Source organism: Vagococcus teuberi (assembly GCF_001870205.1).
Taxonomy (GTDB): Bacteria; Bacillota; Bacilli; order Lactobacillales; family Vagococcaceae; genus Vagococcus; species Vagococcus teuberi.
This window is the reverse complement of record NZ_CP017267.1, coordinates 1,635,633-1,659,348: the sequence shown is the minus strand read 5'-3', so window position 1 is coordinate 1,659,348 and position 23,716 is coordinate 1,635,633. Positions and strand designations below refer to the sequence as shown.

General features: G+C 33.4%; 20 protein-coding genes and 3 pseudogenes. 19 read left to right on the top strand and 4 right to left on the bottom strand.

Annotated features, from left to right (window positions below):
- Positions 1–50: 50 nt before the first annotated feature.
- The 3 genes from BHY08_RS07985 to BHY08_RS07975 are packed head-to-tail and all read left to right on the top strand — an operon-like array spanning position 51 to position 2,271.
- Positions 51–770, top strand: coding sequence for an ABC transporter ATP-binding protein (locus BHY08_RS07985; protein WP_071457368.1), 720 nt, complete (start codon positions 51–53; stop codon positions 768–770).
- On the top strand, positions 767–1,444 hold the full coding sequence (locus tag BHY08_RS07980) for a methionine ABC transporter permease (RefSeq protein WP_071457367.1): 678 nt from the start codon (positions 767–769) through the stop codon (positions 1,442–1,444). Before BHY08_RS07985 ends, BHY08_RS07980 begins: the two co-directional genes overlap by 4 nt.
- Entirely contained in the window at positions 1,444–2,271 is an 828-nt protein-coding gene (locus BHY08_RS07975) for a MetQ/NlpA family ABC transporter substrate-binding protein (protein ID WP_071457366.1), read from the top strand. The genes BHY08_RS07980 and BHY08_RS07975 overlap by 1 nt, the downstream gene beginning before the upstream one ends.
- A 69-nt stretch (positions 2,272–2,340) precedes the next feature.
- Here BHY08_RS07975 and BHY08_RS11020 read toward each other — a convergent pair.
- Positions 2,341–2,581, bottom strand: a pseudogene (locus tag BHY08_RS11020) (IS30 family transposase); the annotation flags it as partial.
- Positions 2,582–3,148: 567 nt separating this feature from the next.
- On the opposite strand from BHY08_RS11020, the pseudogene BHY08_RS07970 reads away from it, so the two are divergent.
- From BHY08_RS07970 to thiI, 9 genes and pseudogenes are all read left to right on the top strand, one after another.
- A pseudogene (locus BHY08_RS07970) lies at positions 3,149–4,716 on the top strand (ABC transporter substrate-binding protein).
- A gap of 139 nt (positions 4,717–4,855) precedes the next feature.
- Positions 4,856–5,814 (top strand): annotated as a pseudogene (locus BHY08_RS07965) (ABC transporter permease).
- On the top strand, positions 5,811–6,641 hold the full coding sequence (locus tag BHY08_RS07960) for an ABC transporter permease (RefSeq protein ID WP_071457365.1): 831 nt from the start codon (positions 5,811–5,813) through the stop codon (positions 6,639–6,641). The pseudogene BHY08_RS07965 and the gene BHY08_RS07960 overlap by 4 nt, the downstream one beginning before the upstream one ends.
- Positions 6,642–6,643: 2 nt before the next feature.
- Complete coding sequence (locus BHY08_RS07955; protein ID WP_071457364.1) at positions 6,644–7,531, top strand: ABC transporter ATP-binding protein; 888 nt, start codon at positions 6,644–6,646, stop codon at positions 7,529–7,531.
- A gap of 3 nt (positions 7,532–7,534) precedes the next feature.
- On the top strand, positions 7,535–8,437 hold the full coding sequence (locus tag BHY08_RS07950) for an ABC transporter ATP-binding protein (protein ID WP_071457363.1): 903 nt from the start codon (positions 7,535–7,537) through the stop codon (positions 8,435–8,437).
- Positions 8,437–8,829: an OsmC family protein gene (locus BHY08_RS07945; RefSeq protein ID WP_071457362.1), complete on the top strand. Its 393-nt coding sequence runs from the start codon at positions 8,437–8,439 to the stop codon at positions 8,827–8,829. Before BHY08_RS07950 ends, BHY08_RS07945 begins: the two co-directional genes overlap by 1 nt.
- A gap of 404 nt (positions 8,830–9,233) precedes the next feature.
- On the top strand, positions 9,234–10,958 hold the full coding sequence (locus BHY08_RS07940) for a septation ring formation regulator EzrA (protein WP_071457361.1): 1,725 nt from the start codon (positions 9,234–9,236) through the stop codon (positions 10,956–10,958).
- 126 nt (positions 10,959–11,084) lie between these two features.
- On the top strand, positions 11,085–12,236 hold the full coding sequence (locus tag BHY08_RS07935; RefSeq protein ID WP_071457360.1) for a cysteine desulfurase family protein: 1,152 nt from the start codon (positions 11,085–11,087) through the stop codon (positions 12,234–12,236).
- Between the two features lie 12 nt (positions 12,237–12,248).
- A complete protein-coding gene (thiI, locus tag BHY08_RS07930) occupies positions 12,249–13,466 on the top strand; it encodes a tRNA uracil 4-sulfurtransferase ThiI (RefSeq protein WP_071457359.1) in 1,218 nt (405 codons plus the stop codon).
- A 236-nt stretch (positions 13,467–13,702) separates the two neighbouring features.
- Here thiI and BHY08_RS07925 read toward each other — a convergent pair whose 3' ends face one another.
- Positions 13,703–14,941 carry an aminopeptidase gene (locus BHY08_RS07925; RefSeq protein WP_071457358.1) on the bottom strand — a complete coding sequence of 413 codons (1,239 nt, stop codon included), beginning with the start codon at positions 14,939–14,941 and terminating at the stop codon, positions 13,703–13,705.
- Between the two features lie 263 nt (positions 14,942–15,204).
- Between BHY08_RS07925 and BHY08_RS07920 the strand changes: the two genes are divergently transcribed.
- Complete coding sequence (locus BHY08_RS07920) at positions 15,205–15,780, top strand: TetR/AcrR family transcriptional regulator (protein WP_071457357.1); 576 nt, start codon at positions 15,205–15,207, stop codon at positions 15,778–15,780.
- A gap of 82 nt (positions 15,781–15,862) precedes the next feature.
- Here BHY08_RS07920 and BHY08_RS07915 read toward each other — a convergent pair whose 3' ends face one another.
- Positions 15,863–16,306, bottom strand: coding sequence for a flavodoxin (locus BHY08_RS07915; RefSeq protein WP_071457356.1), 444 nt, complete (start codon positions 16,304–16,306; stop codon positions 15,863–15,865).
- A 148-nt stretch (positions 16,307–16,454) separates the two neighbouring features.
- Between BHY08_RS07915 and map the strand changes: the two genes are divergently transcribed.
- Positions 16,455–17,207: a type I methionyl aminopeptidase gene (map, locus tag BHY08_RS07910; protein ID WP_071457355.1), complete on the top strand. Its 753-nt coding sequence runs from the start codon at positions 16,455–16,457 to the stop codon at positions 17,205–17,207.
- A gap of 15 nt (positions 17,208–17,222) precedes the next feature.
- Positions 17,223–18,149, top strand: a complete 927-nt coding sequence (locus BHY08_RS07905; protein ID WP_071457354.1) for a YihY/virulence factor BrkB family protein — start codon at positions 17,223–17,225, stop codon at positions 18,147–18,149.
- A gap of 17 nt (positions 18,150–18,166) precedes the next feature.
- Here BHY08_RS07905 and BHY08_RS07900 read toward each other — a convergent pair whose 3' ends face one another.
- The gene (locus BHY08_RS07900; protein WP_071457353.1) at positions 18,167–19,303 is read right to left on the bottom strand and encodes a glycosyltransferase family 4 protein; all 1,137 of its coding nucleotides are present in this window, start codon (positions 19,301–19,303) and stop codon (positions 18,167–18,169) included.
- 196 nt (positions 19,304–19,499) lie between these two features.
- Between BHY08_RS07900 and BHY08_RS07895 the strand changes: the two genes are divergently transcribed.
- The 4 genes from BHY08_RS07895 (at position 19,500) to BHY08_RS07880 (ending at position 23,707) form a co-directional block, all read left to right on the top strand.
- Positions 19,500–20,651, top strand: a complete 1,152-nt coding sequence (locus BHY08_RS07895; protein WP_071457352.1) for an LCP family protein — start codon at positions 19,500–19,502, stop codon at positions 20,649–20,651.
- Between the two features lie 179 nt (positions 20,652–20,830).
- Complete coding sequence (locus tag BHY08_RS07890) at positions 20,831–21,859, top strand: ABC transporter ATP-binding protein (RefSeq protein ID WP_084657314.1); 1,029 nt, start codon at positions 20,831–20,833, stop codon at positions 21,857–21,859.
- Complete coding sequence (locus BHY08_RS07885) at positions 21,840–22,970, top strand: CDP-glycerol glycerophosphotransferase family protein (RefSeq protein ID WP_071457350.1); 1,131 nt, start codon at positions 21,840–21,842, stop codon at positions 22,968–22,970. Before BHY08_RS07890 ends, BHY08_RS07885 begins: the two co-directional genes overlap by 20 nt.
- Positions 22,967–23,707, top strand: a complete 741-nt coding sequence (locus BHY08_RS07880; RefSeq protein ID WP_071457349.1) for a WecB/TagA/CpsF family glycosyltransferase — start codon at positions 22,967–22,969, stop codon at positions 23,705–23,707. Before BHY08_RS07885 ends, BHY08_RS07880 begins: the two co-directional genes overlap by 4 nt.
- Positions 23,708–23,716: the final 9 nt, after the last annotated feature.

Here is a 23,716-nt window from a genome sequence, read left to right as displayed (position 1 = left end):
CTATGTGTGATGTCGATAAGCAGTACCGTATACGTAAAGGAGTATTAAAAGTGATTCAGTTAAATCAAGTAAGAAAAGTCTATGGGGAATTTAGTTTGGAAAATATCTCATTAACTATAAAAAATGGTGTCATCTATGGGGTTGTAGGTGAAAGTGGTTCGGGAAAATCAACGTTATTGAGTATATTAAATTTAAGTACATCAATAGATGGTGGAAAGTTTTGGATAGACGGTGTCGATTGTCGTGACTTAACAAGGAAACAAAAGAGTATTCTCAAACAGCAAATGGGTATGATCTTTCAAGATTATCATTTGCTTAATAATCTAACCGTTTTAGAAAACAGTCATTTACCTCTAAAACTAAAAGGTATTAAAGATAAATCACAAGCTCTTTTTTGGTTGGAAAAAGTTGGGTTACTAGACTATGCAACTGTTTACCCATCAATGTTAAGTGGTGGACAAAAACAACGTGTTGCGTTGGCAAGAGCTTTAGTGACAAAGCCAAAATATATTTTGTTAGATGAAGCAACAAGTGCGTTAGATGAGTATAATGCCCAGCTAATCTTGCAAATTTTAAGAGACGTGCATGATGACTACCAGCCCACCATCATTTTTGTGAGTCATGATTTAGATAAAGTGAAATCTTTTTGTGATGAATGCTTGATATTAGATAAAGGTCAAATTAGTCATATCGTTGAGGTGAATCATAGTCAAGATGAGGTAGAGTGTTATTCATACCCAACCAAAGCCTTTAGGAGGTTGAGTGAATGACATCTTTAAAAGATGCGATGATTTATTTACCAGAATTAGTGTTAGCTCTTAAACAGACGATGTATATGATTGGTGTGAGCATGGTATTTGGTATGGTGTTTGGTTTGATAATAGGGACTGTACTATTTCTATGTCGCAAAAAAGAAACATGGCAACAAAGATGTCTCTATAATATCTCATCAAGTTATGTTAATATTATTCGCTCATTTCCATTTTTATTATTGGTTGTAACATTGATTCCTTTGACACGTGTGATGGTTGGGACAGGATTTGGCCCAAAATCAGCATCCGTTTCACTTAGTTTAGTAGCAATTGCTATTTTCGCAAGACTATGTGAACAAGTGTTATTAGATATTCCTAAAAGTGTGCTCATCTTATCAGAGTCATTAGGTGTGACAAGATGGCAACACGTGTATCATTTTTTATGGCTTGAAGCAAGAAGTGGTTTGGTATTAAGTGCGACATCGATGTTAATTAGTTTGGTATCTTATTCGACTGTAATGGGAGTAGTTGGTGGTGGAGGAATTGGAGACTTCGCCATACGGTATGGCTATCAACGTTATGAATACATCGTGATGATGCTTGCTATCGTCATCATGATTGTGTTAGTTGGATTGATTCAATTAGTAGGGTATAAAATAGCAAAAAAATTAGATAAAAGGACGTTGTCATAATGAAAAAAAGTTTTAAATATGTGATGTTGTTAGGTTTAACATTAGGGTTAGTAGCATGTGGAAAAGCAGAAGAAAGTAAAAAAGAAGAAAAACCAAAAGAAGATAAAATCATCAAAGTAGCTTCTCAAGCACCACCAATGACTGATATTGTCAATGTCGCAAAAGAAGAAGCAAAAAAAGATGGATGGGATGTTGAATTGGTTCAAGTAACAGATAACATCCAGTACAATGAAATGTTAAAAAATAAAGAAGTTGATGCGAATTTCGCACAACACAAACCATATATGATGAAATTTAACCAAGAAAAAGATGCAAACTTAGTGGTGATTCAACCTATTTATAATGCAAAAGTTGGTTACTATTCAAAAGACTATAAATCAGTTGATGAGATTCCTGATAAAGCGAAAATTGCTATTCCAAGTGACGTTTCAAATGAAGGCCGTGCATTAGCGATTTTAAATGAGCAAGGATTAATTAAGTTAAAAGATGGTGTTGGCTTTAATGGAACACTGAAAGATATTGAAAAAAATCCAAAACAAATTGAATTTTTATCAGTTGATTTATTAAACTTAGCAGAAGCTTATAACGAAAAAGATGTGGCGATGGTTTACAACTATCCAGCTTACATTGCAAAAGTTAGCTTAACTCCAGATGATGCCATTTTATTAGAAAATACAGTAGATGAAAGATTTGCAATCTCATTAGTTGCAAGAGAAGACAATCAAGATTCTGAAAAAATTAAAGCTTTGAAAAAAGCGATGGCAAGTAAAGCAGTGAAAGAATATATCGAAAAAGAACATAGTAAAACAGCTATTCCAGCATTTTAAAAATTAGTTCCACTTTAATTTGTAAAATAAATTGATTAAAAATGTCATATTTTTTTATTATTTATTTTTTCAAATTAAGATAGACGAAATATCCCTGTCTATATAACTTAAAAAGATTTCTAACGGTGTTTTATAGGTTAATGATTTTCTAGAAATATTATTTCTTCTTGAAACAACAGAATGAATGAGTGTAACATCAAATTCGATTAAATCCATTTTTAGGTAATCCATCTTGACGTAGTAATCCATTATAATGTCCGTTTAAACCTCTTTGGGATGGGATTCCAGAATCAGAAAAATAGATATCAATTTAAAATAGTCAAGAATGGATTACCCACCGTTTAATGCGTTATAGACATATAGATAATCGTTTCAATTGTTTAGCAACAAACATTACTTTCTTATTTTGGTAATAATATGATTCTATTAAAATGAGTTCATCTGTATTAAGATGTGTACAGGTCATTTGTGATCGTTCTCATTGTTTTCTTTGGTCGGAAATACAATTTGAGTGTGTCACAAATGATTTATTTAGTTGTCTAGCTTAATTTTATAATTGGCGTTATTAAAAAAATTATTAATTTATTTTAAGTGAGGATTTAGATTACTTTAAAAGATTGTATTTTGCTAAAAGTAATTATTATTTTAAATGAAAATAATAAATAGATAAAGTGAGGATAATGGTATTAAAATAATTAAATATTAAACTTGTAAAAAGTAATTATAAAAAACGTAGTAAATAAACTAATGGAAAACATTTGTACTAAAAATAAGTATTTAATTGACAGATACTAAAGTTATTCGCTATACTGTAGACTATTAAAAAATGATTAAAAGATCCTTTAAATCAATTAGTCATGTAAAAAGGAGAGATTTGATGGAGAAAAAATGGGTTTTAGGGGCAGTAGTATTAGCGACGTTTGCTTTAACAGGGTGTAAGAGCGACAATGGTACAACTAAATCAACAGAAGCAAATAGTAAAAAAGACAAAGATACGTTTACTTATGCAATTAGTGGGGATCCCACATCATTAAACCCTATAACTACGAGTGATCGTTGGGGATTGACTGTCACAAATATGATTTATTCCCCACTAGTTAGAATTGAAGGTGACGGTAGTCAAAAAATGGAACTAGCGGAGAGTTTAGAACCAGCAACTGATGGGAAATCTTTAATTGTTAAGTTAAAAGATAATATAAAATGGTCGGATGGTGAGGATTTTACTGCTGATGATGTTGTGTTTACATATGGTGAAAAAGTTAAGAAAGAGAATGGAAATTCAGATAATTTATGGGTAGGAGATAAACCCATCACCATAGAAAAGATTGATGAAGCAACTGTTAAATTTAATTTACCTTCTGTGAGTGCAGCAGCAATTAATAATATCGCAACAGAAACATATATTATTCCTGAGCATATATTTAAAAGCGAACCCGATTTTACGGCGAATGAGTTAAAAGCTAATCCAGTTGGAACTGGACCTTATAAACAAACTAAATATAAACGTGGTGAATACATTCAATTTGAAGCAAATGACTCGTATTATGGTGGCAAACCGTCAATACCTAAGGTGACTTTTAGAATAATAAGTAATGCAGATACTACCAAATTAGCTTTAAAAAAAGGTGAAATAGATGCTTCTTTTGTTTTACCTAATGATATCAAAGAATTAGATGGCGATGATTTAAAAACATATGAGTACAGTGAGAATCGTGTAGGATACATGGGGCTTAATAATGCTTCTGATACTCTGAAAGATGTTAAGGTGAGACAGGCTGTTTTATATGCATTAAATAAAGATGAATTAAATAAGGCAGGATATTTGTCGGATAAATACTATGAAAATGTGTACTCGATATTACCACCAGCAAATCCGTTTTCAACAGAAGATGTAGAAAAATATGAAACTAGTATTGAGAAATCAAAAAATTTATTAAAAGAAGCAGGGGTAGAATCGGTCAATCTTAATCTAGCTTTTTCATCAGATGATCCCGTTCAAAAAATTCAAGCTACTTTGATACAACAACAGCTTCAAAAAGCAGGTATTACTGTTGAGTTAGCTGGAGGAGATGGAGCAGCTATCTTTACAGAATTAAAAAAACCAGGTTCAACTAAATATGATTTGTTTATGGGGGATACATAATGGGAAATGACCCTGACTTATATTCAAGGTTATTTGCTTCTGATGGAGCATCTAATTACTTCCAATACAATAGTGAAGTGACCGATAAGCTATTCGATAATGGTGCCATCCAAATGGATAAAAACAAACGAAAAGAAATTTATGTAAAGTTACAACAACAAATTGCAAATGATGCAGTATTTTATCCGATTGTTGATAATCGCAAGGTTTTAGCAACAAATAAGGCAATTAGTCATGTTGAAGAAGCTGGTTTAGTTCCAATCTATACATTTGAAGACTTATCAAAATTAACAATAGAATAAAGTAATAGAAGCTTCACAGGCACGATAATTACCTGAGACTTAGTTTCATGTCTACTCAGAAAAATTCGGCCTGTGAATTTTTTTCTAAAAATGTTTAAAATTTAAATAAGTCTAGTTATTACATAAAGGATGTGTGAATTTGGGTAAATATATTTTAAAACGAATGGTACAAGTTATCCCTTTGTTACTTATAGTTTCTTTTATTGTTTTTTCAATGATACATATAGCACCGTATGACGCTATTGATGCTATTACAACACCAAATATGTCACAAGAAACTATTGATATTATACGTGCACGATATGGATTAGATGAACCATTTATGGTTCAGTATGTACTATGGTTAAAACAAATAATTAGTGGCGATTTTGGACATTCTTTAGTTAGTCAAGCAAATATCGGAGATGAGTTAATGATACGAATACCGAACACTATAAAACTAGTATTACCGGCTTATGTTACAGCTTTAATTCTTTCTATAGTATTAGGATTAGTTGCAGGAGCTAATAAAGGAAAATTTGTAGACCAATTAATCGATGGTATTTGTTCAATAGGAATTTCTATGCCTACTTTTTGGTTTGCGATGATTATAATATATTTTTTAGGATATCGTTTTGATTGCTACCTATTATTGGTATGCATACTGTTGGAAAAGAAGACTCTTTATTGGATTTTTTACAACACTTTATCATGCCATATATGGTACTTGTAGTAGCCTTTTTCCCAAATTTAACACGTTACGTTCGTTCATCAACGCTACTTCAATTATCAGAAGATTATGTAATGGTACAAAGAGCATTTGGGGCAACAAAAAAAGAAATTTTCTTTAGACATGTTAGTAAAAACGTTTTACTTCCAATTGTGACACAAGTTGGTTTAGCATTACCGATGCTAGTAACAGGAGCTATTATAACGGAAAGTATTTTTGGATGGCCAGGCATAGGACCGTTTCTTATGTCTGCTACAAAAAGTTTGGATTATCCAGTTATTATGGCAGTCATGTTACTTTCTGCAACGTTAGTAATTCTAGGTAATTTATTGTCAGATGTATTGTACACGATAGTAGATCCACGAATCAGGCAAGGAGGTATAAAATGAAAGCAATAGAAAAAAGAATGAGGGTATTAAAAAAACACCCGAGTTACTGGATATCTATTATTTTCCTTCTCTTGTTACTTCTTTTAGCGCTATTTGCTCCATTAATTCCCATTGATCCTAATCACACCGATGTTTCTAATATGTCTTCAAGTCCAAATGCTAGACATATTTTTGGTACTGATGAAATAGGTAGAGATTACTTTATTAGAGTAATATATGGTGGGAGAATTTCACTTATTGTTGGTGTCTTAGCAATGCTGGCTTCAACGACTATAGGCACAATAATTGGTCTAGTATCAGGATATTTTGGTGGATGGATTGATAGTTTATTTATGAGGTTCGTAGATATATTGTCTTCAATTCCCTGGCTAGTTTTGGTAATAGTGTTGAGTGTATTATTGAAACCTGGGTTAGTTACCATTATTTTTGTGATAGGTTGTTTTTCATGGATGAGCATAGCACGATTAATCAGAGCTGAGACACTATCAATAAAACAAAGAGATTATGTCGTTTATGCTCAATTCATTGGCGAAAAGAACGGAAAAATTATTCGTCGTCACATTTTTCCAGCTGTGTTATCTACATTAATTGTAGCAGCAACCGGTAGCATATCAGGAGCTATTATGACAGAATCGGCACTTAGTTTTTTAGGAATTGGGATTCAACCTCCAGTTGCTTCATGGGGAAGTTTATTACAAAATGCACAAAGTAGTTTACAACAATCACCTCATATGGCAATATTACCTGGATTATTTATTATAATGACTGTTTATTCTTTTAATAATTTAGGAAATTTTTTACGAGATGTCACAATGGTGGAGGAATAGTGATGAAAAAAAGTAATATACTAACAATAAAGAATCTAGAAGTCGATTTTGTAAAAAAAGATGAACCAACCCAAGAAATAATTCGTGGAATTGATTTGGAAATTCCAAGAGGAGAGATTGTTGGGATAGTTGGAGAATCTGGGAGCGGTAAAAGTATTTCGATGAAAGCCATTATGAATCTTTTACCGGATAATGCAAAATTAAAATATGATGAATTTATGTTTGATGATATATCTCTGAATAATAAAGAAAAAAGTAAATTACCTATATCAATGATTTTTCAAGACCCAATGACGGCGTTGAATCCATTACGAACTATAGGATATCATTTAATAGAGGTTGTACAACGACAAAAGAAAACCTCAAAAAAAGAAGCCGAAAAAATAGCTGTGGCTAAGCTAAATGAAGTGGGAATTTTGCTACCTGAGAAACGAATGACCCAGTATCCACATGAATTATCAGGAGGTATGCGTCAAAGAATCATGATAGCTATGGCACTTTTATCAAAACCTTTATTATTGATTGCAGACGAACCAACAACTGCTTTAGATGTAACAGTTCAAGCACAAATTTTACATCTAATACGTGACTTACAAAAAGAAGAAAAATTATCAGTTATTTTAGTGACTCATGATTTTGGAATAGTTGCTGGAATGTGTCAAAGTATCATTGTTATGTATGATGGTGAAATTGTAGAAGAAGGAAAAACTGACGAAATATTTTACAATGCTCAACACTGGTACACGAAAGAATTATTAAAAGCTATACCAAACGGAAATAAAGATGAAAGACTTTACTCATTAAATAGTAAGTTAGTTGGTGGAAGTATTAAGAATAGAGGGTCTATGAAAAAAATATCTGATACTCACCGAGTACTAAGGAAAGGATAATCAATGGTTGATTTAATTAAAATAGAAAATGTACAAAAAACTTTTTTAGTAAAAAATGCATTTGGTCAAACGGATACTGTTGTTAAAGCTATAGATGATGTCTCATTGACTATTCGGAAAGGAGAAACACTTGGTTTAGTTGGAGAATCCGGAAGCGGTAAAACTACTTTAGGAAGAAGTATACTTCAACTGGAAGAAATTGATGAAGGTGAGATATATTTTAAAAATCAATCTCTTAAAAAAATATCAAAAGAAGAGAAAAAATTGATCCGTAAAGACATGCAGATTATTTTTCAGGATCCATATTCTTCTCTAAACCCAAGGATGACAGCTATTGAAATAGTTCTCGAACCATTAAATTTATTATATAGTAAAGAAGAGGCGCTAAGCAAGGCGCAAGAAATACTTGAACAAGTTGGATTGACTGGCTCAACTATTTACAAGTACCCGAGGGAGTTTAGTGGAGGTCAGCGACAAAGGATAGGTATTGCTAGAGCTGTAGCAGTCAATCCGGATTTTATTTTATGTGATGAGCCTATATCGGCGTTAGATGTTTCTATTCAAGCACAGATTATTAATTTAATGATGGATCTACAAAAGAAAAAATCATTAACTTATCTGTTTATTTCACACGATTTGTCAATGGTTCGTTATATATCAGATCGTATTGCTGTTATGTATTTAGGAAAAATTGTGGAATTAGGGCCTACAGAGGAGATTTTTAAAAATCCTCAGCATGAATATACAAAACGATTATTAGCATCTATTCCAATACCAGACCCAATCAAAGCACGTCAATCTTATCGAAGTGATAGTATACTAACTATTGATACAATTAATCCATCTAATGATATATATTGGGTAGAAGTAGATAAAGATCATTTTGTAGCAAAGGAGACTAAATAATGACTAACCAAATAATCAAATTAATTCAAGGAAAAAATGGGATAGAATTACCATTTGAGTCTGGTAACTGGGTGTTACTAAAAGAAGAAGGCTATTCACCTATCCAAATGTTGTTGGCATCTGTCGCAGGGTGTGGTGCATATGTGTATCAATCGATTTTGAATAAGTCAAACATATCGTACACCTTTAAGACAGTATCAGTAAAGTATACAAGAAACCAAGAAAAACAAAGTAAACCTATTGAAAGCATTGATATGACATTTGAGGTGAAAGTAGCTGATGAAGACCAAGAAAGAGCTCGTCGTGCTTTAAAACTAATTAGTAAAAATTGCCCAGTTATACAATCACTTGATTCGGCTATCTCAGTATCTGAGACAATCAAATTTATTTAACTATATTGACCAAGTTTATTATCCCCAACGTAATGAGTAGAAGACATCATTATGACGTTGGGATATTTTTTGTTTATTTCAACTAAATGTCTTATAAATTAAGTAAAGAAATAAAATTTGTCTTTTTAATTGCTAAAGGTTTAATAGATAAGTTATACTTAAACAGGTACAGCAATCATATGATTAAACTTTAAAAGTCATAGAATGAAAAGATGACTTTTTTAGAATAAACTAGTGATAGAAAGTAGTGAATGTGCTATAATCTTTCTTAGATGTAAATTTTCTAATATATTGATCAATTGTATGAAAAAGAGGTTTTAAGTGTACTTGTACTAGGCATTTAGCCCTCGTATTTCTGGTGAGTCGAAAGGGTAGTGGTCACAAACATATATGGAGGAAATTTCATGAATACTAAAACCTGGTTATGGGTATTACTTTTTGTAATTATCCTAGCAGTAGCAGCTTACCTAGTTGCGTTCTTGATGAAACGCAGAAATCAAGATAAATTGGAGGAATTAGAACAACGTAAAATAGCGTTATTCGATTTACCAGTTCTTGAAGAAGTGGATGAAATAAAAAAAATGCACTTAGTAGGCCAAAGCCAAAACACGTTTAGGGAATGGAACCAAAAATGGATTGATATATCTACCATATCTTTTGCTGAATTAGAAAGCCTAATTTTTGAAATTGAAAATTTAAATGAGACATACCGATTAATGAAGGCGAAAGAAGCCATCGTTGAAGCAAATGACACGTTAGACGGCATGGAAAAAGAAGTTGAAGAAATCCGTCAAGGTCTGAAAGAATTACGTGAAAGTGAAGAACGTAACTCTGAAGCAGTCCAAAAAGCATTAGATGCTTACGAGTCAATTAGCGATACCGTTTCTGAAAACCCAGAAAAATACGGTGTATCTTATAATGAACTTGAAAAACAAATTCAAAATGTTGAACGCGATTTTACTCAATTTGTTGCATTAAATACAGCTGGTGACCCTATGGAAGCTCGTACTGTATTAGAAAATGCTGAAAAGAGAACATACGAAATTCAAGGAATTGTTGAGCAAATACCTCCTTTAGTTGATACATTAACAAATGTATTTCCAAAACAATTAAAGGAAATAAAAGAAGGTTACGAAACATTGAAAAAAGATCACTACGTGTTTGAAAATGACATCGTAGCGGTTAATGTTGAGAAATTAGAAACGAAAGTTGATGCAACATTATCTAATTTAGAAAAATTAGAAATTGAAAATGTTTCAAAATTAAATACGGAAATTGCTAAAGAAATTGATCATTTATATGACATCATGGAGAAAGAAATTTCTTCTCGAGTTTACGTAAATGATAACAAAGCAAAATTAACGAGCCTTTTAGAACATGCTGACAAGAACAATCATCTATTAATGATTGAATTGGATCACGTTTCTCAAAGTTATATATTAAATAACAATGAATTGGGAAGTGTCAGAGGCTTCCAAGCTCAGATGGAAGAAATACAAAAAGAATTTGACGAAACTGAAGAAAAAATGAAAAATAAAGAAGCAATCTTCTCACAAGTAGCTTCTTTTTACCGCGAGAGTCTAGCCCAATTAAAAGATATCGAAAATGGGCAAGTTGAGATTAGCCGCTCTATCAAGGATTTTGCTCCGAGAGAACGTAAGGCAATCGAAAAAATTGATGACTATGAATTAGAATTGCGTATGTTAAAACGTTATGTTGAAAAACAACGCTTACCTGGAATACCAAGCAGTTACTTAGAGTTTTTCTTTGTAACTGGAGAACGAATCGAAGAACTAAGCCAAGAGCTTAATAAAATTAGAATAGATATGAATCATATCGATCACTTAGTTGCTGTATGTGATGAAGACATGCGCACGCTTCGTGAAAAAACGAATGAGTTGATTGATAGTTCAACATTAACTGAACAAATGATTCAGTACGCTAACCGTTTCCGTTTCTCTCATCCAGATATAAAACACGCAATTGATCGCAGTTTGAGTTTATTCTCAAGAGAGCATCAGTACAAAGATGCTTTGGATGTTATTTCTGAAGCGATTGAACGAATCGAACCAGGAGCAACAGACCGTATTAGAAAATATTATTTTGATAATAAAGAGACAACAATCTAAGAGTTTAGAAAAACCAAGAAAGCATGTTTGTTTTCTTGGTTTTTTTTATGAGCAAATTAGCTTAGTTGATGATTTATAAGTAGCACGTTATAATGAGTAGTGAATTTTTTTAGAAAGAGTGACGATATGATATATTTTGATAATAGTGCGACAACCATGATTCATCCACAAGTACTTGATACGTATAATAAGGTAAGTCAGCGTTTTATAGGGAATCCTTCTAGTTTACACAGGTTAGGTCAGCAGTCTTCTGTCCTTTTAGAAAAGTCACGTCAACAAATTGCGGATATTTTGGGAGTAGACTCAACTGAAATCTTTTTTACCAGTGGAGGGACAGAGGGTAATAACTGGGTTTTAAAAGGAACAGCAATTGAAAAACGTCCTTTTGGTAATCATATTATCGTATCAAATGTAGAGCATCCATCCGTGGCGAATACAGCCAAACAATTAGCAGAACTTGGCTTTAAAGTATCATTTTGTCCCGTCGATAGAGAAGGATTGATTGATTTAGCTGAATTGGAAAAACTATTATCGGATGAGACGATTTTAGTATCCACAGTGGTGGTGAATAGTGAAGTTGGGATGATCCAACGAATAAGGAAAATTAGTGAGTTACTTGAAAAGTATCCATCAATTCATTATCATGTAGACGCTGTGCAAGCTATTACTAAATTACCAGTAGAGACTTTTTTAACTAGTCGAGTTGATTTTATGACATTTTCAGCACATAAATTTCAAGGTCCAAGAGGCATTGGGTTTATTTATTGGCGTAATGGTGCTAAACTATCTCCTTTACTAACTGGTGGTGGACAAGAACGAAATAAAAGAAGTGGAACTGAAAATACACCTGCTATTGTTGCGATGGCTAAAGCGTTGCGCATAGCAACTGACGACCAGGATATAAAGGAAAGAAATATTCGCCAACTTAAAAATGCTCTTGCTAATGGATTAAATAAATATGACCATGTCACATTATTTTCTTCATTAGATGTAGAAAAATCAGCTCCTCATATTTTAACGTTTGGCTTAAAAAAAGTACGTGGTGAAGTCTTAGTTCACGCATTAGAAGAAAAAGACATCTATATTTCAACGACTAGTGCATGTTCAAGTCGCCAAAAAACAGATAATAGCACCTTACATGCAATGGGTGTCACACATCAATTTGCTGAAACGGCTGTTCGGATAAGTTTGAATCATCAAAATACAATGGCTGAAGTCGAACAATTTTTAGTTATTTTTAATCAATTATATAAAAAGTTTTCGAAAATCTATTCGTAAGAGGGGAACTCAATGAAAGCAACAGAAATCATGATTCGTTATGGCGAACTATCAACAAAAGGAAAAAACAGACGTATATTTATTAATCAACTAGCATATAATGTCAAACAGAGTCTGCATGGTTATCCAAAGGTTAAAGTTAGATCGGATAGAGATAGAATGCATTTAATATTAAACGGTGAAGATGATCGTCAAGTAATGACACAACTAGAACCAATTTTTGGTATTCAAAGTTTTTCACCAGTCGTTCGGATAGAAAAAGATCCTGAACTGATTTGTCAGACAGCAGTGGAAATGGTTAAAGATATATGGGAACCTGGAAAAACATTTAAAGTTCAAAGTAGACGATCTGACAAAGGATTTATATGGGATAGCAATGATATAAATAAAGAAGTTGGTGCAGCAATTTTTCATGGAATAGAAGGAATTCAAGTGAAAATGGTTCAACCAGATATTCGTGTAGAAGTTGAAGTACGCAATGAAGCGGCATACTTATCATGTGAAACTATTTTTGGAGCAGCAGGTTTGCCAGTCGGATCAAGTGGTAAAGGAATGTTAATGCTCTCTGGAGGAATTGATTCACCTGTAGCTGGTTATTTAGCGATGAAGCGAGGGGTAGAAATTGAAGCAATACATTTTTATAGTCCACCATATACAAGTGAACAATCACTAAACAAAGCAAAGGATTTAGCTGTAAAATTAACTCCTTACGTAGGTAAAATCCAATTTATTACAGTTCCTTTTACTGAAATTCAAGAAGAAATAAAACGTAGTATCCCACAAGGTTATTGGATGACTGTGACAAGACGTTTCATGTTACGTTTGACTGACAAAATTAGAGAAATACGTCATGGATTGGCTATTGTCAATGGCGAATCTCTTGGGCAAGTAGCATCACAAACGATGCGAAGCATGACAGCGATAAATGATGTGACAACAACCCCTATTATTCGTCCAGTTATTACAATGGATAAATCAGAAATAATAGAAGTAGCAGAAAAAATTGATACATTTACCTTAGCAACGTTACCTTTTGAGGATTGCTGTACCATTTTCGCTCCGCCAGAACCTAAAACAAAGCCTAAAGTAGAAAAAGTGCGTCAATATGAAGAACGATTGGATATTGATGGGTTAGTGTCAAGAGCATTAGAGGCTATTGCAATAGACGAAATAAAATCCGGGGATTCTTATTTACAAGCAAGAACCCAAGAAATGGATGATTTATTTTAAAAAAGTGGGCAAACTGCCCACTTTTTTTGGCTTTTTGTCAACTAGTGTTGGTAAGAGTTCAAACGTTAGAATTTAGGATACAGTATATTTAAGATATCTTTGATAGTCTGTGAATATGACATGTGGTATCTTCCTGGTTTTTTACAATTCATTCTAACGGATATCACATGTTGTTGTGTACAAAAAAACTGCCGGTAACTTTTGTTACCAACAGTAGAAATTATAGAGCCCTTTTTTTATGCCCATTCACCATTTCTGAATATTGGCACTTTAGTACCATCTGTTTTGATACCATCTATATTCATTTGATTAGAACCAATCATAAAGTCAACATGTGTTTGACTACGATTTAATCCAGCTTTTGATAGCTCTTCTTCAGTCATTTCTGTGCCGCCTTCAATATTAAAGGCATAAGCACTACCCAAAGCTAAATGATTTGAAGCATTTTCATCAAAAAGAGTATTAAAGAAAGTAATACCAGATTGAGAAATTGGAGAGCTATCTGGTACAAGAGCGACTTCACCTAAACTTTTCGCTCCTTCATCTGTTTCTAATAATTTTTTCAATACATCTTCGCCTTTTTCTGCAGTGACATCAACGACTTTGCCATCTTTAAATGTAAAGACCATGTTTTCAATTGTATTTCCAGCATAGCTTAACGGTTTTGTGCTTGATACAATACCGTCAATACGACGACAATCAGGAGCTGTAAAGACTTCTTCAGTTGGCATATTTGCCATGAAACGTTCGCCACGAGCATTTTTACTGCCAGCACCTTCCCAATGATGATGTTCTGGAAGACCGACTACTAGATCAGTACCAGGTGCGGTATAATGTAGAGCATCAAATTGATGAGCATTTAATTCATCTGCTTTTGTTTCTAACGTCTTATCATGATGATGCCAAGCTTCAATAGGATCCGTTTCGTACATACGACAAGCTTTAAAAATAGCATCCCATAATGCATCAACTTGTTCTTCGTTAGATGTTAATTCAGGGAATACTTTTTTTGCCCAGTCACTACCAGCAGCAGCAACAACAGTCCAGCTTAATTTGTTTGCTTGTGTTGCTTGTCGTAGTGGCATCATTGCTTTTCCATTTACTGATTGGAAAGTTGCTAAACGATCTCCATCTACACCAGAGAACGCATCAGGATTTTGAGATACGACACTAATACGACTCGCTCCTTTTTCCACCCAATCATTTGCTTCTTCAATTTTATAGTCAGGAACGTTAGAGATAACGTCATCATCAGCATGTAAGAAAAACTCTCTGTTTATAAAGTCATCTGACCATTGAACAACAACTTGCTTCGCTCCTAACTTGTATGCTTCTTTAACAATATAACGAGCAAGAGGTACTTGTTCTACTTGTATATTTAAGACAACAGTGTGTGATTTAGATACATTTACACCAACTTTAGTAATTAATTCAGCATATTTTTGTAATAAATGATCGAAGTTATTTAATACCATGTTATCATCCTCCTAGAATTATCATAACATTATATTAGCATACGATAGAGATGAGAACAAATTCGAGCATTTATAACTGTTGTGATGCCTTTCCACACTCCTGTCTTATTTTCTAAAATATTGCTTTATATCAAAAAAATGGATGCTTTTTCTGATATATTTATTTGTTTGCTCATAAGTTCATGTTATAATACATTAAATAAGTGTAGATTGACATGTATTGTTCATTTTATAAACATTTTAAGGACAAAGGAGAGGTTTTTATGGCTAGGAAAAAGACAATTACACGAGAACATATCCTATCAGCAGTGTTTGAAGTGATTTCGACTGAAGGATTTAGTGGATTTACCGCAAGGAATATTGCGAATAAAATGAAAACATCAACTCAACCAATTTATTTGGAGTTTAAAAATATGGATGAGTTACGTAATGTTTTTATCGATCAAGTGACAGCTGGTTTAAGAAATGAAGTTTACAATCAAAGCTATACAGACGATTGTATTGTTGATTTGATAGTTAATTATGTAAAATTTGCTTCTGAAAACAGTGTCTTTTACAAAGCACTTTTTGTAGATAATCACGATAGTGGGACGAAACTAAATAAGTTTACACGTAATTTGTTTTATGACAAAATTAATCAGGATGATGTGTACGCGAAACTATCTGATGAAGTGAAAGAAGCAATATTTACTAATTGTTGGGTTATGAGCGTAGGATTATCTTCATTAGCAGCTTCTAACAGGGCTAAACCCACAGTTGAAGAAATCGAAGTTATAATTAAAAATGTTATTGAAATGTCTAAAAAGCACCCTAAGGTTAGTTTAACAAAATTAAAGTGAGTTAAATGATTAAATAAATAAACCGCGTAAAGTCGATTTCGAAATCGACTTTACGCGGTTTTTATATGTTTAGATAGTGTGCTTAATCAAGTTGTTTTACTAATGCATCTGCAAATGCTTCAAGAGCAACAATATCATCTTCTTCAGCAGCTAAGTCAACTTTAACGGACTCAGCACCTTTTATCGCACCAGTTGATTGGAACGCTTTATCAAACTGATCGACTACTTGGCAGAAACATGGATAAAAGGTGTCTCCAGATCCGATGACACCATATATTTTTCCAGTTAAATCCAGTTCTAATAAATCTTCATAAAAGTCAGCAATTTCATCTGGAACTAAGACATCATCATAGGTATAACTACCGACAATACAAATATCTGCATCTAAAAACTCTTCAGCATCAACTTGTGTACATTCCTCAATCTCAACGTCTAACCCTTTTTCTTCTAAACGTTCTGCTACGATATCTGCTATTTCTTCCGTGTTGCCAGTAAGACTTGCATAAACAATTTTTGCAATAGCCATGTTTTTCCTCTTTCCTCTACATAATCATTTAAAAAAATTATAACAAATACACACCAGTTTTCAATAAATTTATCTTTTGCTAATTTTGTCGAACGGGTGTGTTTATGCTAGAATAAGAAAGCAAAGATGAAAAGGAGCGAAAATAAACATGATTACATTAAAATCAGCAAGAGAAATAGATGAAATGGAAAAATCTGGTCAATTATTAGCTAGTGTTCATGAAGCGTTAAGAGATTTTATAAAACCAGGTATAACAAGCTGGGATATTGAAGTATTTGTTAGAAATATGATTGAAGATCATGGTGGGGTTGCCGCTCAGATCGGATACGAAGGCTATGAGTATGCAACGTGCTGTAGTATTAATGATGAAATCTGTCATGGATTTCCAAGAAAAACACCATTAAAAGATGGCGATTTAATCAAAGTTGATATGTGTATTGATTTAAAAGGGGCTATGTCAGATTCTTGTTGGGCGTATGTTGTTGGAAAATCAACACCAGAAATTGACCATTTAATGGAAGTAACGGAAAAAGCTCTTTACAAAGGGATTGAGCAAGCAACAGTTGGCAATCGTATTGGCGATATCGGTCATGCGATTCAGACATACGTTGAAGGTGAAAATCTTTCTGTCGTTCGAGATTTTATTGGACATGGAATTGGGCCAACTATCCATGAAGCGCCATCTGTTCCTCACTATGGACAAGCTGGAAAAGGACTAAGATTAAAAGAAGGGATGGTTATTACGATTGAACCAATGGTAAATACCGGAACTTGGCAAATGAAAATGGATAACAATGGTTGGACTGCAAGAACACAAGATGGTGGTTTAAGTTGTCAGTATGAGCATACAATTGCCATTACTGCTGATGGACCGAGAATCTTAACTTTACAAGATGAATAGGAGCGTTTAAAGGAAATGGAAAAAACTACAGAAAAGAAGGATTGGCGATCGTTTATCAGAGACTTTTTATCTACTTTAAAACAGGCGGATGTTACTATCTACTCGATTGTCGTTACTTATTATATGTTGCTGTCTTTTTTTCCACTCCTCATTGTGATTGGTAACATATTACCTTATTTAAAAATTGATGAAACACAAATTTACCCATATATACGAGAATTATTACCACCGGATATTTATCGTATTTTAAAAGATACGATAGAGGATTTATTAACGAAAAGTAATGGTGGATTATTATCAATTTCCGCATTAGGTACATTTTGGGCTATTAGTAAAGGGATAAATGGGATACGAATAAGTTTGGATAAAGCATATGGTATTTCTAAACAAAAAACACAAGTTATCAGGCGATTATTATCATTTTTTATGGTGTTTCTATTGATGCTTGCTTTATTGGTATTAATGTTTATCATGGGATTTGGTCAAGTCATATTAGAACACTTACTGCCAATTGTTGGTATGCCTGAAGATATACTATCAACATTTCAAACGCTACGGTGGCCAGTAACAATCTCTGTTTTATTTGTTGTTATGATGTGTATCTATTATTTTTTACCAAGTGCGAAAATTCATTTTAAAACGATTTTGTTTGGTGCCGTTTTTACCACGTTAACATGGATGTTGGTTACTCAATTATTTAGCTTATATGTGACGCATTTTTCAGGGAAAATTTCTAGTTACGGTATTATTGGAGGGTTTATTCTCTTTATGTTTTGGCTGAATATTGCCTCGTCAATTATTATTATTGGTGGCGTAATAAACGTGACGGTTGAAAAATTTTTATATGGTCCAATTAATCCTAAAGAAAGTTTTGTTAGCCATTACGTGGAAACTAGGATGAAACAAGTTAAAGCAAAGCGAAAAGAAAAAAAGAAAGAATAACTCACTGATTCAGTGAGTTATTCTTTCTTTTTTTTTTGCTCGTATTCCGTTAGTTTTCTTTTTCGATATGCTTTATTCCCAATAAATTTTAACGTGTGAAGTAGAGGTTGGCGATTTTCTCCGCTCAATTCGATTAATTCGATAAATAGTTGTAAACCTAGTAAAGAGGCGATAGTGAGAAAAACATTACCCCATGTATTGGTAAACAAATATAAAAATGAAATAAGCGAAAAGATTAATGCCATACAATAAATCATAATAACCGCTCCACGATGCGTAAATCCTAATGAAATAAGTCGGTGATGCAAATGCATTTTATCGGCTGATGAGATAGGTTTTTTATTGAGTATTCGTCTAATCATTGCAAATACAGTATCTGTTAAAGGAACGCCTAAAATAATAAGTGGTGTGATAAGCGAGATAAAGGTAGCGTTTTTTAGACCTTGTAAGGATAATAACGAGATCAAAAAACCTAAAAATAAAGCACCAGTATCCCCCAAATAAATTTTTGCTGGAAAGAAATTAAAGGGGAAAAATCCCAATGTACTCATCAGCAAAATAAAAATACTAAGAGGGACCACAATATTCACTGCTCCGGTAGAGGCCCCAATGTATCCGATAATCCCAATAGTTGTCAACGCAATAATCGACACACCGGATGCTAAACCATCGAGTCCATCAATTAAGTTAATGGCATTTGTTAATCCAGCAATCCATAAAATAGTAATAGGATAGCTTAACCAACCAAATTCAATCGTACCAAAATAAGGTAATGTAATTGAGTGCATGATAATATCGAAAACAAAACACACATAGAGTGCGGCTAATATAATACCAATCATTTTTTGTTTGGGAGTAATTTCAAAAATGTCATCAATTAACCCAGTTATGACAATAATCCCTGAAGGAATAATCAAGTGCAAGGCGTAGCTTGTTGGAATAATATCATCAAATAAAAATAAAATGGATAATGAAAATGTGATAAAAATAGCTAATCCACCTGCAGTAGGCATTGGTTTAGTATTGATTCGTCGCTTATTAGGTTGATCAACTGCTCCAATGACAAAGGCTAATTTACGAATGAAAGGTGTTATAATAAAAGAAAAGAGCATCGTTAAAACTAAACGAAATGATATTTCAAAAATAAAGTCCATTCTCTTACCTACTTTCAGAATTCAACACATATTATAGCACGGCAACTCTTTAATGCACAATTTAATTCTAAATATAAGAATTCTTTAAAAAAGTATAAAAATATTAGATTAGTACCATAAAAATTTCTCATTATGCTATACTATCTTAGATTGAAATTATGTTACTATATTATTTATTATCTAGGAGATTGATAGAGTGAGTAAAAAGAAAAATAAAAAAAATCAGAAAAAAACTGACAAAAATCTTAAAATACAAGAATTCAGTTCCTTACACTCTAGAAAAAATAATCGCAAGAAAGATTCTGGGTTAAAGAAGACACTATTGAGTATTAGCAAAATTTTGGGTGTATTGCTCGCCATCTCTCTTTTGGGAATTGTCGTATACGGTATTAAGATGGTAGTCGATGGTAATAAATTTTTAAATGATGCTTATAAGCCAAGAGAGACAAGTCAAGTAGAAAATGAGAAGATTGATGTGCAAAAAGACCCAATTTCTATTCTTTTACTTGGTCTTGATGATGATGCAGAGGATACTCGAGGAACAGGCGGTGCTAGGACGGATTCAATGATTCTATTAACAATCAATCCGTCAAATGAGCTTGTCAGCATGGTAAGTATTCCACGTGATACCTATACACATATTTCTACTAAAAATTTTGATGGAAACGATAAAATAAATGCAGCATATGCTCACGGTGGGGTAGAAGGATCTATAACGGCTGTGGAAGAACTATTAAATGTCCCAATCAATTATTACGCGACAGCAGATTTCCAGGCATTTGAAGATGTTGTTAATGCAGTTGGTGGAGTAGAAATTGATGTTCCGTTTACGTTGACAGAACAGAATTCAAAAGGCAAAAAAGTAGTGAAACTAAAAGAAGGAAAGCATAATTTAAACGGTGAAGAAGCACTAGCATTTGCAAGAACTCGTTATGTTGATAATGATATTGAACGAGGAAAACGTCAACAAGAAGTGCTTGAGGCTATTGCTCAAAAAGCCATGGAAGTGGGATCATTGGCAAAGTATAAGAGCATATTGAACGCATTAGATGGTCATGTAACAACCGATATGCCACCAAGTCGTATTTTATCAGTAGCGCAATCTGGTTTAACGAAAGACTATAAGTTTGATTCATACGTCTTTTCATGGATGAGTTATAACTATGGTGAGCAAAGTATGGTGGGGTTACATAAAGATAGTATAGACTACATTTCACATAAATTACGTCTATCTTTAGGGTTAGAAAAAGCCGACGATCGTGATGACGCAAGTTACAAGTTTGAAACGGATGGACTTGTTGACCCAAGAACCTATCCACAAGATGGGATGGCAATTGATGATTATTAAAAGAGTTTAGGGGATTGTCCCTTAAACTCTTTTTTTAAATGATGAAGAATGACTTAAATTTAGGATGAAACTTTGATAAAATACAGATAATAGTGTAAAATGGTGTAGTTTTAACGAACTGAAAAAGAATAGGATGGGTCAACGTGAATCAAAAAGAAAATCCAAAAGTAGAATTAGCGATGATTACCAAAGAATATGATTTATATAAGAAAAAGTCCGATAAAATCAAGGCATTGTTCAAGTTCTCAGAAAAAAGTGTACCGCATTTTTGGGGACTAAGGGGAATAGATTTGAAGGTCTATCCAGGTGAAGCAGTGGGGTTAATCGGAATTAATGGATCAGGAAAATCAACGTTATCAAATATATTAGCAGGAATCATCCCTCAAACAACTGGGCAATTGACAATCAAAGGCGAAACATCTATTATTGCCATTGGAGCTGGATTGAAACCACAATTAACAGGTCTTGAAAACATTCGATTAAAATGTTTGATGCAAGGGTTAACCAATGAAGAAGTCGACGAAATACTACCAGATATTATGGAGTTTGCTGATATTGGGGATTTTGTTAACCAACCAGTAAAAAACTACTCAAGCGGGATGCGATCACGCTTAGGTTTTGCGATCGCCGTACACAATAATCCTGATGTTTTGATTATTGACGAGGCGTTATCAGTAGGGGACGATACGTTCTATCAAAAATGTGTGGATCGTATTTTACAATTTAAAAAAGAAGGAAAAACAATTTTCTTTGTATCACACTCTCTTAACCAAGTAAAAAAACTATGTGATAAAGTGGCATGGATTCATTACGGTGAATTACGTGAATATGGTGACACAGAAGAAGTCGTTGCCAACTACAATGACTTTATTAAATGGTTTAGAGCCTTATCAGAAAAAGAGAAAAAAGAGTATCAAAATGGCTACAAAGAAAAGCAAAAAAACTTTAATGTTAATGAATTAAAAGAAATAGCCGTTGAAAGAGGACACGGTAAATCTGTCTTAAGAGGTCCGGCCATTGGAACGATGTCAACGCTAACTAAAGTTGTTTTACTCGCAATGATTGCCGCGTTAGTAGTATTTGGTACGTTACACGTTAGAGGAAGATCGTTTAAGTCTTACTTTGCCAAAGATACCACACAGAAAATCGAACAAACAGTGATAGACAAAACCTCTATGGATAAATTGTATGACACATATATTGGTTAGTTACTTAAAAGAGCTATATAGTGTTGTCGTTAGACGATTATCTAAAAAAAATAAATTGAAACCAGTAATCAAAAGAGTCTGTTACTTGATGAGTTTTCCTAATAATAATCAAGGTCTGATTGAAGCTGTATCATACGAGCAACAAGTGATTGTTTTATATAAAAAAAATTGCTTAGAAGAAGTGAAACAACTTGAAAGTTTTGGGATTGAGTGTATCAATCTAGACACAGTTAGTGGTTTCATCAAAGGAATTAATTGTCTTTGTCAAAGTCAGGTGATAATAGCTGATAATTATTTTGCGTTTTTAGGAGATATTACCTTTAAACAAAATCAAACAGTTTACCAACTTTGGCATGCGACTGGAGCAATCAAACAATTTGGCTTAGAAGATAAGTCAGCTGCTAAACGCTCTGAAAAAGATAAAAATCGTTTTATACGAGTGTATGAGTCCTTTGATTATGTCTTTGTTGCGTCAAAAAAAATGGCCGATGTATTTAGAAGAAGTTACGGCTTTTCTAAAGAACAAATACTTTTTACTGGCTTTCCAAGAACAGATAGATTATGTCAAAGAATAGTTAAACAAAACAGTAACAAAAGACGTGTTCTATATTTACCCACTTACCGTGAAAATGAACCTGTTGAAACATGGTTATTAGATATCAAAAAAGTAGCTGATAGCTTAAAAAATGAGGGATTGCTTCAAGTGAAGCTACATCCCCACGTTGAGTTAGAACATATTAATCAAACAAATGTCGACTGGATATCGTCACACGAATCGGCTGATGAGTATATCATGCAAGCGGATGTTTTGATTACCGATTATTCTTCTGTGGCGTTTGATTTTACTCTAGCCAATCCGACTGGTCAGCTAATCATGTATTGGCCGGATGAAACGAAGTATCGTCAAGTCACTGGTATTCAACCAAATATTGAAGCCGATTTTCCGCAACCTGTGACGCATACAACAGACGACGTCATTAAACAACTAACTAATTACCCGATGCTTGAGGGAAATAAGCTGTTTAATGCATTATGGAATACATATAACGACGGACAAGCAACAAACAGAGTATTAGATGAAATCAAAGAAGTATTGGATGGAGAAAAATGACTAAAAAGGTAGAATATATTTTAAATACGCCTGTTGACTATTTGACCATGACAGATATTAAACAAGATTTATCCTGGTATTTTGACCATCATCAAAAAATGGTGCTTGCAAGTATCAACCCGCAAATCATTTTAATATCTGAAAAAAATAAGTGTGTCAAATCATTTATTGAGCATGCGACTCATCGCTTTGCTGATGGCATTGGTATTGTCAAAATGTCGCAATGGACAAACGGACGTATCAAAGAACGGGTTGCAGGGATTGACGTAATGGCAAGTGTGTTAGAATTTTGTCATGAAAATAAAAAATCAATCTTTTTATATGGAGCAAAACCAAAAGTGGTCGCACAAGCCGCACGTAACATACAAAAAGACTACTCAAACATTCGAGTGAGTGGATGGTTAGATGGCTATGACAAAAAAAGCAGTGGTGAAATTATTGATATAATTAATCAACATCATGCCGATGTGTTATTTGTTGCATTAGGATCACCTAAACAAGAGGAGTGGTTACAACGCTACATGCCACAACTCAATCCAACTATCTTTCAAACAGTTGGAGGAAGTTTTGATGTGTATAGTGGTGAAGTGAAACGAGCTCCTGAAGTATTTATCAAAACAAATTTAGAGTGGTTATATCGCTCGGTAAGTAACCCGAAACGCTTTAACCGTATTTTTCAAGTACCTTTGTTTGTCACAAAAGGATTAGTGTGGCATTTAAAACAAAGTAAACAGTAAGGAGAGCTA

What these genes read in the sequence shown, in the direction of transcription:
- BHY08_RS07880 (WP_071457349.1), top strand. Translation starts at nt 22,967, where the DNA reads ATGACTAAAAAGGTAGAATATATTTTAAATACGCCTGTTGACTATTTG.
- BHY08_RS07935 (WP_071457360.1), top strand. Translation starts at nt 11,085, where the DNA reads ATGATATATTTTGATAATAGTGCGACAACCATGATTCATCCACAAGTA.
- BHY08_RS07940 (WP_071457361.1), top strand. Translation starts at nt 9,234, where the DNA reads ATGAATACTAAAACCTGGTTATGGGTATTACTTTTTGTAATTATCCTA.
- BHY08_RS07915 (WP_071457356.1), bottom strand. Translation starts at nt 16,306, where the DNA reads ATGGCTATTGCAAAAATTGTTTATGCAAGTCTTACTGGCAACACGGAA.
- BHY08_RS07980 (WP_071457367.1), top strand. Translation starts at nt 767, where the DNA reads ATGACATCTTTAAAAGATGCGATGATTTATTTACCAGAATTAGTGTTA.
- BHY08_RS07900 (WP_071457353.1), bottom strand. Translation starts at nt 19,303, where the DNA reads ATGGACTTTATTTTTGAAATATCATTTCGTTTAGTTTTAACGATGCTC.
- BHY08_RS07905 (WP_071457354.1), top strand. Translation starts at nt 17,223, where the DNA reads ATGGAAAAAACTACAGAAAAGAAGGATTGGCGATCGTTTATCAGAGAC.
- BHY08_RS07890 (WP_084657314.1), top strand. Translation starts at nt 20,831, where the DNA reads ATGATTACCAAAGAATATGATTTATATAAGAAAAAGTCCGATAAAATC.
- BHY08_RS07920 (WP_071457357.1), top strand. Translation starts at nt 15,205, where the DNA reads ATGGCTAGGAAAAAGACAATTACACGAGAACATATCCTATCAGCAGTG.
- BHY08_RS07950 (WP_071457363.1), top strand. Translation starts at nt 7,535, where the DNA reads ATGGTTGATTTAATTAAAATAGAAAATGTACAAAAAACTTTTTTAGTA.
- BHY08_RS07885 (WP_071457350.1), top strand. Translation starts at nt 21,840, where the DNA reads ATGACACATATATTGGTTAGTTACTTAAAAGAGCTATATAGTGTTGTC.
- thiI (WP_071457359.1), top strand. Translation starts at nt 12,249, where the DNA reads ATGAAAGCAACAGAAATCATGATTCGTTATGGCGAACTATCAACAAAA.
- BHY08_RS07960 (WP_071457365.1), top strand. Translation starts at nt 5,811, where the DNA reads ATGAAAGCAATAGAAAAAAGAATGAGGGTATTAAAAAAACACCCGAGT.
- BHY08_RS07945 (WP_071457362.1), top strand. Translation starts at nt 8,437, where the DNA reads ATGACTAACCAAATAATCAAATTAATTCAAGGAAAAAATGGGATAGAA.
- BHY08_RS07925 (WP_071457358.1), bottom strand. Translation starts at nt 14,941, where the DNA reads ATGGTATTAAATAACTTCGATCATTTATTACAAAAATATGCTGAATTA.
- map (WP_071457355.1), top strand. Translation starts at nt 16,455, where the DNA reads ATGATTACATTAAAATCAGCAAGAGAAATAGATGAAATGGAAAAATCT.
- BHY08_RS07975 (WP_071457366.1), top strand. Translation starts at nt 1,444, where the DNA reads ATGAAAAAAAGTTTTAAATATGTGATGTTGTTAGGTTTAACATTAGGG.
- BHY08_RS07955 (WP_071457364.1), top strand. Translation starts at nt 6,644, where the DNA reads ATGAAAAAAAGTAATATACTAACAATAAAGAATCTAGAAGTCGATTTT.